Source organism: Nonomuraea cypriaca, from assembly GCF_015645445.1.
Lineage (GTDB): Bacteria > Actinomycetota > Actinomycetes > Streptosporangiales > Streptosporangiaceae > Nonomuraea > Nonomuraea cypriaca.
In genome coordinates this window covers 1-13,177 of sequence record NZ_JADOGI010000271.1, presented here as the reverse complement: position 1 = coordinate 13,177, position 13,177 = coordinate 1, and the positions used below count along the sequence as shown (strand labels likewise).

General features: G+C 69.7%; 10 protein-coding genes and 1 pseudogene. 7 read left to right on the top strand and 4 right to left on the bottom strand.

From position 1 onward, the window contains the following. A pseudogene (locus ITP53_RS48080) lies at positions 1 to 886 on the top strand (hypothetical protein); the annotation flags it as partial. Beyond that, a complete protein-coding gene (locus ITP53_RS48075) occupies positions 883 to 1,836 on the top strand; it encodes an SIS domain-containing protein (RefSeq protein WP_195902173.1) in 954 nt (317 codons plus the stop codon). The pseudogene ITP53_RS48080 and the gene ITP53_RS48075, both read left to right, overlap by 4 nt. A 75-nt stretch (positions 1,837 to 1,911) precedes the next feature. Here ITP53_RS48075 and ITP53_RS48070 read toward each other — a convergent pair whose 3' ends face one another. The 4 genes from ITP53_RS48070 to ITP53_RS48055 are packed head-to-tail and all read right to left on the bottom strand — an operon-like array spanning position 1,912 to position 5,979. Next, positions 1,912 to 2,478 carry a GTP-binding protein gene (locus ITP53_RS48070; RefSeq protein WP_328818180.1) on the bottom strand — a complete coding sequence of 189 codons (567 nt, stop codon included), beginning with the start codon at positions 2,476 to 2,478 and terminating at the stop codon, positions 1,912 to 1,914. Then, positions 2,459 to 2,827, bottom strand: a complete 369-nt coding sequence (locus ITP53_RS48065; RefSeq protein WP_195902171.1) for a DUF742 domain-containing protein — start codon at positions 2,825 to 2,827, stop codon at positions 2,459 to 2,461. The genes ITP53_RS48070 and ITP53_RS48065 overlap by 20 nt, the downstream gene beginning before the upstream one ends. Before the next feature lie 12 nt (positions 2,828 to 2,839). Then, complete coding sequence (locus tag ITP53_RS48060; protein WP_195902170.1) at positions 2,840 to 3,262, bottom strand: roadblock/LC7 domain-containing protein; 423 nt, start codon at positions 3,260 to 3,262, stop codon at positions 2,840 to 2,842. Beyond that, positions 3,262 to 5,979 (bottom strand): nitrate- and nitrite sensing domain-containing protein, encoded by a 2,718-nt coding sequence (locus ITP53_RS48055; protein ID WP_195902169.1) that lies wholly within the window; start codon positions 5,977 to 5,979, stop codon positions 3,262 to 3,264. Before ITP53_RS48055 ends, ITP53_RS48060 begins: the two co-directional genes overlap by 1 nt. Positions 5,980 to 6,394: 415 nt before the next feature. Between ITP53_RS48055 and ITP53_RS48050 the strand changes: the two genes are divergently transcribed. The 5 genes from ITP53_RS48050 to betA form a co-directional block, all read left to right on the top strand. Next, positions 6,395 to 7,375: a quaternary amine ABC transporter ATP-binding protein gene (locus tag ITP53_RS48050; RefSeq protein WP_407941396.1), complete on the top strand. Its 981-nt coding sequence runs from the start codon at positions 6,395 to 6,397 to the stop codon at positions 7,373 to 7,375. Continuing rightward, complete coding sequence (locus tag ITP53_RS48045; RefSeq protein ID WP_195902168.1) at positions 7,372 to 9,288, top strand: ABC transporter permease; 1,917 nt, start codon at positions 7,372 to 7,374, stop codon at positions 9,286 to 9,288. The genes ITP53_RS48050 and ITP53_RS48045 overlap by 4 nt, the downstream gene beginning before the upstream one ends. Continuing rightward, positions 9,285 to 10,250 (top strand): ABC transporter substrate-binding protein, encoded by a 966-nt coding sequence (locus tag ITP53_RS48040; protein WP_195902167.1) that lies wholly within the window; start codon positions 9,285 to 9,287, stop codon positions 10,248 to 10,250. The genes ITP53_RS48045 and ITP53_RS48040 overlap by 4 nt, the downstream gene beginning before the upstream one ends. A gap of 402 nt (positions 10,251 to 10,652) precedes the next feature. Further along, a complete protein-coding gene (locus tag ITP53_RS48035; RefSeq protein ID WP_195902166.1) occupies positions 10,653 to 11,582 on the top strand; it encodes an ABC transporter substrate-binding protein in 930 nt (309 codons plus the stop codon). Further along, positions 11,579 to 13,177 (top strand): choline dehydrogenase (gene betA / locus ITP53_RS48030; RefSeq protein ID WP_195902165.1); only part of this gene is annotated, 1,599 nt, incomplete at its 3' end. The genes ITP53_RS48035 and betA, both read left to right, overlap by 4 nt.

Here is a 13,177-nt window from a genome sequence, read left to right as displayed (position 1 = left end):
CAGGCCCCACCCCACCCCGGAGATCTTCGCGCACCTCGTTGAGGCGGGCTTCAACGACACGGCCCCTCCTTACGCGGCCCTGACGCGGGCGACGGACGGTCACGAGGTCCTCCTCGCCTTGATGACCGGTTACCTCCCCGAGGCCAGGGACGGCTGGGAGTGGTGCGTGGACGAGGCCGCGGCGGGCGCCACGGACTTCGCGCCGGAGCTCGGCCGCCTCGCCGCCGACCTTCACCTGGCGCTCTCCACCTTCCCCGGCGCCCCCGCCGGCGTGGAAGCCGCCACAGGAATCGGCACGGGAGCCGCCATGGGAGAGGACGCGGGGGCCAGGGCGGCGGGCGCGCTGCGGGAGGCCCTCGATCTGACGGACGGCGCGGACGGCGCCTGGCTGGCCACCAGGGCGGAGGCTCTCAGGCGGGAGCTGGCGCCGCTGGACGGGCCGGTCGCCGGGCCCAGGATCAGGATCCACGGCGACCTCCACGTCGGTCAGGTGCTCAGGTGGCGTGACGGGTACGCGGTGATCGACTTCGACGGCAACCCGACCGTGGCCGGGGCGGACCCGTACCAGCCGGTGGCCAGGGACGTGGCCCAGCTCACCACGAGCCTCGAACACGTGGCGCAGGTCGCGATCAGGAGAAGGGCCACCCCACCCGGCCTGGCCGCCGCCTGGGCGGCTCGGGCCCGCACCCTGCTGGTCACCGCCTACAAGGCCCGGCTGGCGGCACGGCACAGGCCCGACCTCCTGGACGAGAGCCTGATCCGCCCGTTCGAGGTGGAGCAGGAGTGCCGCGAGCTGATCTACGCCGCCCGTCATCTTCCCCGCTGGCGCTACGCCCCCATGGGCGTTCTGCGCACCTGGTACCCACAAGAGAAGGACATCGCGTGAATTCCGAGCTCTATCTGGCCGATCTGGAGTCCAAGCCGGAGTTCCTGGCGAGCCTGGCCGCCACCCTGCGCGCGGACAACCCCTTCGGGGGCCTGCCGCAGGACATCCGCAGGGTGCTGTTCCTCGGCATGGGCAGCTCCCGCTACGCGGCGGGGGTGGCCGCCCTGCGGCTGCGGGCCGCCGGCGTGGACGCGTACGCCGACTACGCCTCGGCCACCGCCACCTGGCCGGCCGCCGAGGGCACCCTCGTCGTCCCGATCTCGGCGACCGGCTCCAGCGCGGAGACGCTCGACGCCGCGGCCCGCTACGCGAACGGCCCCTCCTTCCTCGCGGCGCTCACCAACACGCCAGGCTCGCCCCTCGCCGAGACGGCCGGCCTGGTGATCCCCATGGACGCGGGCGAGGAGCGCGGGGGCGTGGCCTGCCGTACGTTCCAGCACACCCTGGCGCTGCTCCTGGCCCTGGAGACGCACCTCACCGGCGCGGACCACGACGTGCCCGCGCTGATCACGCGCGCCGCCGAGGCCACCGCCGACCTGCTCGACCGCAGGGACGAGTGGCTCCCGCTGACCTTGGAACTGCTGGACGGCCCCGACGGCGTCTACACGATCGCCCCCGCCGAGCGCCTGTCCTCGGCGGAGCAGTCGGCGCTGATGCTCCGCGAGGGCCCGCGCCGCCCTGCCGACGCCTGCGAGACCGGCGACTGGTCCCACGTGGACGTCTACCTCACCAAGACCCGCGACTACCGCGCCCTGCTCTACCCGGGCTCCCGGTACGACGCCCAGGCCATGGACTGGGTCAGGCAGCGCGGGTCCATGGTGATCGCCGTGGGCGCCGAGGTCAAGGACGCCGCCGCCGCGGTCCGCTACCCGTACGACGGCGATCCCGACGTCGCCCTGCTCACCGAGACGCTGGTCGCGGAGCTGGTGGCGGCGTACTGGTGGCAGTAGGCCGACGGGCCAGTGGGCACGAAAGGCAGTGGGCGCGGACGGTCAGTGGGCACGAAAGGCAGTGGGCCCGGACGGTCAGTGGGCCCGGACGGTCAGCGCGTGCTCGACGAGCGTGATGAGCGTGTTCTTGACCGCCTGCCTGGCCCGCGCGTCCGTGCGCACGATGGGCACGTGCGGTGAGAGCGTGAGCGCCTCCCGCACCTCGCTCTCGACGTGCGGGAACTCGCCGTCCCAGCCGTTGAGCCCGACGACGAACGGCATCTGCGAGTCCTCGAAGTAGTCGACGGCGGGGAAGCTGTCGGCCAGCCGCCGGGAGTCGACCAGCACCACGGCGCCGATGGCCCCCTTCACCAGGTCGTCCCACATGAACCAGAACCGGTGCTGCCCGGGGGTGCCGAACAGGTAGAGGATCAGCTCCTGGTCGAGCGAGAGCCGCCCGAAGTCCATGGCCACGGTGGTGGTGTTCTTGCCGGGCGTGTGGCCGAGGTCGTCGATGCCCGCCGACGCGTCCGTCATCACCGCCTCGGTCGTGAGCGGCATGATCTCCGACACCGAGCCGACGAACGTGGTCTTGCCCACGCCGAAACCGCCCGCTACGACGATCTTGGTGGAGGTGAGCCGGCTAGAGCCTGCGAAGTCCACTGAGCACCCTTTCGAGCAGGCTCCTGTCAGGAAGGCCCGCATCCAACTGCGGTTGGTACACCTTGACCAGCCCGTCCGCTTCCATGTCGGCGACCAGCACCCGCGCCACACCGAGCGGGACGCTCAGCAGCGCCGAGATCTCCGCCACGGACCGCACCTGGCGGCACAACTCACTGATCGCGCGGTATTCGCGGGTGTAGGTCATGCCGAGTTGTGCCGAGGTGGCCGAGGATACCAGGGCCTCCATGGCGAGCCGGCTGCGTGGAGTGGTCCGTCCGCCTGTGACGGCGTACATCCGCACCAGCGAGCTGCGCTCGGCCTCCGGCTCCCCGTTATGCCACGATGCCATGGTTCACTCCCATCACCACGGGCGCGCGGCAGATAGTTCCGCCCGTACGGCAGGTGTGAGCACCTGCCCCGCACGCTCGACCAGGATCGTCATCTGGTACGCGACCAGGCCCATGTCGCAGTCGGGCGTGGCCAGCACCGCCAGGCAGGATCCGTCGCTGATCGACATCACCAGCAGCAGACCGCGTTCCATCTCGACGAGGGTCTGGGTGACCCCTCCGCCCTCGAACACCCGCGCGGACCCCTGCGTGAGGCTGACCAGCCCGGCCGCGATGGCGGCCAGCTGGTCGGCGCGGTCCTGGGGGAAGTCTCGCGAGAACGCCATGGGCAGGCCGTCGGCGGAGACGACCACGGCGTGCGCCACGCCGGGGACCTCCTCCACGAAGCCGCTGACCAGCCAGTTGACGTCCCTGGCGGCCTGACTCAGCTCCTTCATCAGCCCTCCTCGAGCTCGGAACGGCCCTTGCGCACGCCCTGCTGGTAGCTGGCCAGCCTGTTACGCAGTCGGTCCGGCGACGGCGGAGGAGCGGGAACGGGCGGCGGCTTCGGGTTCGCGGTCCCCGGTACCAGGTTCGCTCTCGGCGTCCGCTTCGGCAAGCCGGAGTTCGTGGTGCCGTCCTGCGCGGGCTCCGCGGCCGTGGCGGCGGACTGCCAGCCCCGGTCGGCTGTCGAGGGCCAGGCGGGGTCGCGGTGGTCGGCCGTCGGCGCCGGTTTGCTGAACCAGTTGTTCTCGTCGACGGAGGCGAAGATCGGCAGGAACTCGTCCCTGGACTGCGCCGGGCCCGGGGTGGCGAAGGAGGTGTCGGCGGGTGCCGGCTCCGTCGAGTGCGTGCGCTGGGAGCTGAACCAGGACGAGTTCTCCAGGGCGGGCGCGGCGACGTCGAGCGACGGGTGGCCGAACGCGGGCATTCCGGCGGGCATTCCGGCCGGGGCCTGCCGGGGCACCTGGGCGGGCGGCTGTGGCGCGCCCGCCCCGCCCGGCCCAGATAAGTCAGGTGCTGGGAAGTCCGGCCCAGGGAAGTCGGGCGCCGGGAAGCCCGGCCCGAGCAAGTCCGGCCCGAACAGTCCCGATGATCCCGATCCCTGTCCCGGTCCCGCCGGTCCCTGTCCTGGCCGGCCGGGCCTGGACGAATCCGGCATGCCCGGAGTGCCGGGACCGCCGGCCAGCACCGCGCCCCGCATCATCGCGGTGCCCGGCACGGTGGTGAGCAGCATGGACGGGACCAGCACCATGGCGGTCAGCCCGCCGATGTCCTGCCTGCGCAGCTGGACCTTGATGCTGTGACGCAGCGCCAGCCGCCCCACCACGAACAACCCCATCCGCCGGGAGACCGAGACGTCCACGACGGGCGGGTTGGCCAAGCGCCAGTTCGCCTCGGTCAGCTCATCGGGCTCCATGCCGATCCCGTGGTCGGTGACCGACATCATGAGGCTGCCGCCGTCGATGCGGCTGCTGGAGATGATGACCTTGGTGTCCCTGGAGGAGAACGAGGCGGCGTTCTCGACCAGCTCGGCCAGCAGGTGTACGACATCGGTGACGGCCTGACCGGCGATGGCCACGTCCGACTGCACCTGGACGCTGACCCGGTCGTAGCTCTCGACCTCGCCGAGCGCCGCCCGCACGATGTCCATGAGCTCGACCGGCTCGCTCCACTTGCGCGCGGCCTCCTGGCCGGCCAGGACGAGCAGGTTCTCGCTGTTGCGGCGCATGCGGGTGGCCAGGTGGTCGAGCTTGAACAGGTCGCCGAGCCTGGCGTCGTCGCGCTCGCCGCGCTCCAGGTTCTCGATCAGCGTGAGCTGGCGCTCGACCAGCGTCTGGCTGCGCCTGGAGAGGTTGACGAACATGGCGTTGACGTTGGAGCGCAGCCGCGCCTCGTCGCCCGCCAGTCGTACGGCCTCGCGGTGCACCTCGTCGAAGGCGCGGGCGACCTCGCCGACCTCGTCCCTGGAGAAGACCCCGATGGGCGGCACCTCGGTGTCGACGGCACCGTCGCGTGACTCGCGCAGGTGTTGCACGAACTCGGGCAGCCGCTTGCCGGCGATCTGCAGCGCCTCGCCGCGCAGCCGGCGCAGCGGCCTCACCAGCGACCTGGCCACGCCGGTGGTGATGAGCAGCACGACCACGAGCAACGCGAGCACGGCGCCTGCGGTCACGTACGCCCGCTGCCGCTCGTCCGCGCTGAGCGCCTCGCTGCGGGCCACGATCCCCCTGGCCTGGCGCTCCTCGATCGTCCGCATGGAGTCGACGACCACGGTCGCCGCGTCGAACCACTCCTTGGCGTCGTCGCGCCTGGCCTGGTCGAGGCCGCGCAGCGGGAGCCCGTTCGTGGCCCTGATCAGCACCAGCTCACGCAGGAACAGCATGCGGTCGGCGGAGCGGCCGTTGACGGTCTCGTCGAAGGAGCGGCGCTCCTCGGCGGTGGCCTCGGCGGCGAAGCCTCTGCGCTCGTGGGCCTCCCTGGACTGCTCGCCGAGGAAGCGCTTGAGCTGGTCCTGGTCGAACGCCCCCTCGACCAGGACCGCGGTGACCAGGGCCTGCTGGTAGGAGACGCTCTCCTTGGCCCGGGCGAGCCCGTCGAGCATGCGGGTCTGCCGGAACAGCTCGTCGTCCGCGCTGCCCTTGATCAGCTCGTCGTGGACGGAGAGCAGGTCGTTGATGACCGTCGTGTAGAGCTCGACGGCGGCGCCGGGCAGCAGGCTCGCGTCGAGCGCCTGCTGGCGCAGGGCGACCAGGTCGTCCATGCGGCTGAGCAGGCTCTCGATCCGGTCGGCGGTGCGGCCGGTGGCCTCGTTCTGCAGTTCCCTGGCGGTGCCGCGGACCTGGTCGGCGATCTGGTCCACCTGAGCCATCTGGGCGCTCACCTCGCTCAGCGCGGCGGCCGGCCGGTCGCGCGCGATGTACCAGGCGGTCCTCGCGCGCTCGGCGGACACCAGATGGGTGAGCTCGCCGACCTGCTCGGAGAGCTGGGCGAACTGGTTGGTGCGCGCGAAGTCGCCCGCGGCGGCCGTCGAAGAGAGCACCTGGATGCCGCCGAGCAGCACGGCGGCGGCCGTCGGCACCAGGATGAGCGCGACGAGGCGCGCCCGGACGCGCCAATTCCGCAGGCGCCAGTTGCGCTCGCCGGCCTGCTTCTCGCCCTGCTCTGTACTCACCGAACGCACCTCGCCCGAATCGGCGTATATGAGAGGGGCTGCACACCCCATGGGAAATCAGCAAGTGCGGGTAATTGGAACACATCCCATGGCAAGTGGCCAACCGAACATAACGCGACAAAATTCGAGTCGTGGGGCTCCTGAGAGAGAACCTGGAGTCCCATCCCTGAGACCCTTCAGCCGGAAATAAACCTTTAACACGTTAAATGTCCGTGAATGGGTGGTTAGTTCGTTCCAGACGAGTAACGTGCGAGGAGCACCCCGGTCTCTGGAGGGTCACGGCGTTGAGATTTGCGTTATTCACGCCCTATGTTGAGCCACGTCAATCGAGGAGGCGAGTGTGGGGGTTTCTCCCGGCAGCGCGGCTATCACCGTTGATGGCCTTTGGAAGATCTTCGGTGCCAGGGCACAGAAAGTGCTGAACAGCGAAGACAAGCGTCTCGAACCCGCCGCGCTGCGCGAGAAGACCGGTTGCACCGCCGCCGTCAGGGACGTGAGCTTCGAGGTCCGCCCCGGCGAGGTCTTCGTGGTCATGGGCCTGTCCGGCAGCGGCAAGTCCACCCTCGTACGCTGCCTCACCCGCCTCATCGAGCCCACCGCCGGCGAGATCAGGATCGGCGGCGAGGACATCGGCGGCGCCTCCCCCGCGCGGCTCCGCGAGATCCGCCGCCACCAGGTCAGCATGGTCTTCCAGAACTTCGGCCTGCTGCCGCACCGCAAGGTGATCGACAACGTCGCGTACGGGCTGGAGGTCCAGGGCACCGCGAGGCCGCTCAGGCACGCGCGGGCCAGGGAGATCGTCTCCCTCGTCGGCCTCGACGGGTACGCCGACGCCTACCCCGACCAGCTCTCCGGCGGCATGCAGCAGCGCGTGGGCCTGGCCAGGGCGCTGGCGGTGGAGCCGCAGGTGATGCTGTTCGACGAGCCGTTCAGCGCGCTCGACCCGCTGATCAGACGCGACATGCAGGCAGAGGTGATCCGCCTGCACCGCGAGGTCGGCAAGACGATGGTGTTCATCACCCACGACCTGTCCGAGGCGCTGAAGCTGGGCGAGCGCATCGCGATCATGCGGGCGGGCTCGATCGTGCAGCTCGGCACCGCGGAGGAGCTGGTGGGCGCGCCGGCCGACGACTACGTGGCCGACTTCGTCCGCGACGTGCCCAGGAGCAACGTGCTGACCCTGCGCTGGATCTGCCGCGACCCGGAGGCCGGCGAGTCGCTGAACGGCCCCCAGCTGCCGGTCACCACGGTGATCAAGGACGCGGTGGCGGCCTCGTCGGCCTCCGCCAGCCCGATCAGGGTCGTGGACGGCGACGAGCTGGTGGGCGTCGTGGACCGGGTGGACCTGCTGTCGTTCCTGTCCGGGCAGGACGTCCCCATGCGGGCGGACGCATGACCAGCACCACCGTCGTCAGCACGCCCTCGAAGCCGGGCTTACCCAGGTGGGCGGCGCCGGCGGGGGTGGCGGTCCTGTTCGTGGCGGCGTACCTGGTCTTCCGCGGCACGGGGACGCTGCCGCACGACAACGAGGCGCCGCAGTTCCTGGCGTTCACGGACCTGCGCGAGTGGATCGACGACCACCGCAACGACAACCCGCTCTTCCTGTACTTCCTCAACTACATCCGGCTCTTCGTCGGCTGGCTCTACGACCTGTTCCTGACCGGCCTGTACGCCCTCGGCTGGCCCGGCATCACCGGCGTGGCAGGCGCCCTGGCCTGGCTGGCCGGCGGCTGGCGCATCGCGCTGCTGGCGGTGGCGAGCGTGAGCGCGTTCGGCGTGCTCGGGCTCTGGGAGTCGAGCGTCGACACGCTGGCCCTGGTCATGGTCGCGGTGCTGCTGTCGCTGGCGATCGGCGTCCCGCTGGGCGTCTGGGCCGGGTTGTCCTGGCGGGTGCGGCGGGTGATCACGCCGGTGCTGGACGTCATGCAGATCATGCCGACGTTCGCGTACCTGGCGCCGCTGGCGTTGTTCTTCCACATCGGCGCGCCGGCCGGGGTGATCGCGACGATGATCTACGCGATCCCGCCCGCCATCCGCATCACCGCGCTGGCCATCTCGGAGGTCTCCCCCACGGCCGTCGAGGCGTCCGCCTCGCTGGGCGCGACGCGGGCCCAGACGCTGTTCAAGGTCTACCTGCCGCTGGCAAGGTCCACGATGGCGCTGGCGGTGAACCAGACGATCATGATGGCCCTGTCCATGGTGGTCATCGCGAACCTGATCTCGGCCCCGGGCCTGGGCGGCGACATCATCCGCGGCCTGTCCCGCGCCCAGGTCGGCATCATGCTCCCGGCCGGCATCGCCATCGTCATCATGGCCGTGATGCTCGACCGCATCATGATGTCCACGGCCAAACGGGATGTGCACACCAGGAGAAGCCGGGTCGATCTCGTCGGGGCCGGTCTGCTGGCCGTGGCCGGGCTCGCGCTCATCCCCGTGCTGCCCCGCCTCTGGCCGGAGAACCTGACGGTCAACTTCGTCGCCGAGGTGAACGCCGCCGTCCGCTGGGCCGAGACGACGTGGTATCCCGTCACGACGTTCATCAAGGACGTCACCTCCCACGGGCTGCTCAACCCGCTGGAGTCGCTGCTCACCTCGGCCCCCTGGTGGCTGGTCGCCCTCGCGGTGCTGACCGTCGCCTGGCGGGTGAGCGGCGTACGGCCCGCGCTGATCGCGCTCGGCTGCCTGCTGGGGATCGCGCTGCTGGGCACGTGGGAGCACGCCATGCAGACGATGACCACGGTCGCCGTCGCGGTGCTGCTCACGCTGATCATCGGCCTCCTGCTGGGCGTGACCGCGGCCCGCTCCCCGCGGTACTCGTCCGTGCAGCGCCCGCTGCTGGACGCCGCTCAGACCATGCCTGCCTTCGTCTACCTGCTGCCGGCGCTGGCGCTGTTCGAGACCACCAGGTTCACCGCGATCTTCGCCTCGATCATCTACGCGGTGCCGCCCGTGGTCCGCCTGGTCGAGGACGGCATCAAGGCCGTGCCCGCCACGGTCGTCGAGGCGGCCGTGTCCGCCGGGTCGACGCCGCGCCAGCTCCTGTGGAAGGTGCAGCTGCCGATGGCCAGACAGGCCATCCTGCTCGCGGCCAACCAGGGCATCGTGATGACGCTGGCCATGGTCGTCATCGGCGCCCTGGTCGGGGCGGGCGCGCTCGGCTATGACGTGGTCCTCGGGTTCTCCCAGCGGACCGACTTCGGCATGGGCTTCATCGCGGGCATCGCGACCGTACTGCTCGGCGTCATGCTCGACCGCATCACGCAGGGCGCCGACAGGCGCTCTTCCCCCCGAAAGAGGAAGTTCACATGAAGATACGCCTGCTCGCAGGCCTTCTCGTCCTTGGGCTCGCCGCCGGTTGCGGCGGCGCCCAGGTCGACAGCTCCACGAGTTCCGCCGCGCCGCAGGCCGGCGCGAGCAGCGCCGCCGCGGGTACCGTGAAGATCGCGATCAACCCGTGGGTCGGGTACGAGGCCAGCGCGAACGTGGTCGCGTACCTGCTGGAGAACGAGCTCGGCTACACCGTCGAGCTGCCCGAGATCAAGGAGCAACTCGCCTGGGAGGGCTTCGAGACCGGCGACGTCGACGTCATCATCGAGAACTGGGGCCACCCGGACCTGAAGAAGCAGTTCATCGACGAGAAGAAGACCGCGCTGTCGATCGGCTCGACCGGCAACAAGGGCGTCATCGGCTGGTACGTCCCCAAGTGGATGGCCGACGAGCACCCCGACATCACCGACTACAAGAACCTCAACAAGTACGCCGACCTGTTCAAGACCTCCGAGTCCGGCGACCAGGGCCAGCTGCTGTTCGGCGACCCGTCCTACGTCAGCAACGAGGAAGCCCTGATCAAGAACCTCAAGCTGAACTTCAAGGTCGTCGTCGGCGGCAGCGAGGCGGCCCTGATCAAGGGCGCCCAGCAGGCGCAGGAGCAGAAGAAGCCGCTGCTGTTCTACTTCTGGGACCCGCACTGGCTGTTCAGCAAGACTGACCTGGTCCGGGTCAACCTGCCCGCCTACACCGAGGGTTGCGACGCCGACCCGAAGAAGGTCGCCTGCGACTACGCCGAGCTCGACCTCGACAAGATCGTGAGCAAGCGGTTCGCCGACACCGGCGGCAACGCGTACGAGCTGATCAAGAACTTCACCTGGACGAACGAGGAACAGAACGCCGTCGCCGACGACATGACCAACAACGGCATGACCGGCGAGGAGGCCGCCAAGAAGTGGGTGGAGGCCAACCCCGCCAAGTGGCAGGCCTGGATCCCGAAGTGACCGCCTTCTGAACCGGCCGGCCGCGGCCCCGTCCACCGGGGCCGGGGCCGCGGCCGCGGAGACCATCATGCGTTTGACATGCTCCCCACAGATGAATCCGGGGGATTCCCACCCTCACGGGTCGGATCTTCCTGCTTCACCGGCGACAGCCCACGCACGCCCGAAGGTGTGCGACCGGTCTTACGTGGCCTCCACAGGCTTCACATCCCGCCAGCCCGGCGGTAGGCCCGAACCGGCCGGCTTGGTTATCGCCGGCCAGTCCGAACACACGAACCATACCAAGAGAAGGGGAACCCACATGCGAAAACCACCCGGTTACCGCACCGCTCGGGCCTTGGCGGCCCTCCCGCGCTCCCCCTTCCTCCCCAGGGCTGAAGCCCGGGGTCTCCCGCGGAGGTCCTGATGAAGACGCTCGCGGGGCCGCTGGTGGCGGTCCTGCTCCTGACTGCCTGCTCCGGCGAGGAGCCCGGCGCCGCCGGCGGTTCCCTGGGAACCGTCAACATCGACCTCCACGCCTGGGTCGGGTACGAGGCCCAGGCGGCCGTGCTCGCCTACCTGCTGGAGCACGAACTGGGTTACAAGGTGAACACGCGGGCCGTGAAAGAGGACCAATCCTGGCGGGATTTCGAATCAGGCAAGGTCGACGTGATCGTGGAGAGCTGGGGTCACAACGACTTGAAGAAGGAGTTCATCGAGGAGAAGAAGACCGCGCTGTCGGCCGGCCTCACGGGTAACAAGGGCGTGATCGGTTGGTACGTCCCCGAGTGGATGGCCAAAAAGTACCCCGACATTACGGACTACCGAAACCTGAACAAGTACGCGCGCCTATTTCGTACCGAAAAAACCGGAAATGCCGGACAGCTTCTGGACGGGGATCCGACGTTCGTCACCAATGACGAGGCACTCGTCAAGAACCTCGGGCTCAATTACCAGGTCGTTTACTCCGGCAGCGAAGACGCGCTGATCAAGGCCGCCCAGGCCGCCACGAAGAATCGGACGCCGTTGCTCATGTATTTCTACGAGCCGCAATGGTTGTTCACCAAGGTCAAGCTGGTCAAGATCGCGCTGCCGGCGTACGCCGTGGGCTGCGACGACGACGCGGCCAAGGTGGCCTGCGACTATCCGCCGTACCTGCTGGACAAGATCGTCAGCAGGCGGTTCGCGGAGCGCGGCGGGAGGGCGTACGAGCTGGTCCGCAACTTCTCCTGGACCAACGACGCCCAGAACGCCGTGGCCAGTGACATGATCAACGAGAAGATGTCCGCGGAGCAGGCCGCCAAGCGCTGGGTCGACGAGAACAAGATCGTGTGGAAGGACTGGATCCCCCGTTGAGGTACGACTACGTCATCGTGGGCGGCGGCTCGGCCGGCTGTGCCCTGGCGAACCGGCTGAGCGCCGATCCGTCGGTGTCCGTCCTGGTGCTCGAGGCCGGGCGGGCCGACTACCTGTGGGACGTGTTCATCCACATGCCGGCCGCGTTGATGTTCCCGATCGGCAACCGCCTCTACGACTGGAAGTACGAGTCGGAGCCGGAGCCGTACATGAACGACCGGCGCGTCTACCACGCCAGGGGCAAGGTCCTGGGCGGCTCGAGCAGCATCAACGGCATGATCTTCCAGCGCGGCAACCCGCTCGACTACGAGCGGTGGGCCAGCGATCCCGGCATGAAGAGCTGGGACTACGCGCACTGCCTGCCATACTTCAAGAAGATGGAGCGCTGCCTGGCCGACCCGGGCACGGACTTCCGCGGCGGTGACGGCCCGCTGACCCTGGAACGCGGCCCCGCGCGCGGCCCGCTGTTCGAGGCGTTCTTCGAGGCGGTCCAGCAGGCCGGCCATCCGCTGACCGACGACGTGAACGGCTACCGCCAGGAGGGCTTCGCCGCCTTCGACCGCAACATCCACCGGGGCCGCCGGCTCAGCGCCGCGCGCGCGTACCTGCACCCGGTGCGCCGCCGCCGCAACCTCACGGTCAGGACCCGCGCCCTCGTGGAGAAGATCCTCTTCGACGGGACCAGGGCGGTGGGCGTGCTCTGCCGGGGCGAGCGCGTCGAGGCGGGCGAGGTCATCCTGTGCGGCGGCGCGATCAACTCGCCCCAGCTGCTCCAGCTCTCCGGCGTCGGCCCGCGGGCTCTTCTTGAGCCGCTGGGCGTCGACGTGGTCCACGACCTGCCGGGCGTAGGCGAGAACCTGCAGGACCACCTGGAGGTGTACGTCCAGCACGCCTGCGGGCAGCCGGTCTCGCAGCAGCCGTCCCTGGCCAAATGGCGGCGGCCTGTCATCGGCGCCAACTGGCTCTTTCTCAGGGGCGGTCCGGGCGCCACGAACCACTTCGAGGCCGGCGGCTTCATCCGGTCGAACGACGACGTGGCGTACCCGAACCTGATGTTCCACTTCCTGCCCATCGCGGTCCGCTACGACGGCTCGGCGCCGGCGGGCGGCCACGGCTACCAGGTCCACATCGGGCCGATGTACTCCGACAGCCGCGGCTCGGTCCGCATCACGTCGAGCGATCCGCGCGAGAAGCCGGCCCTGCGCTTCAACTACCTGTCCACGGAGCAGGACCGCCGCGAGTGGGTGGAGGCCGTCAGGCACGCCAGGGCCATCCTCGCCCAGCCCGCCTGGGCGGACCTGGACGGCGGCGAGCTGTCGCCCGGCCCCGACGTCCAGACCGACGAGGAGATCCTCGCCTGGGTGGCCAGAGACGGCGAGACCGCGCTGCACCCGTCCTGCACCTGCAGGATGGGCACCGACGACCGGTCCGTCGTCGACCCCGAGACGATGCGCGTGCACGGCCTCGACGGCCTGCGCGTGGTCGACGCCTCGGCGATGCCGTACGTCACGAACGGCAACATCTACGCCCCCGTCATGATGCTCGCCGAGAAGTCCGCCGACCTCATCCTCGGCAACACCCCCCTCGCCCCGGAC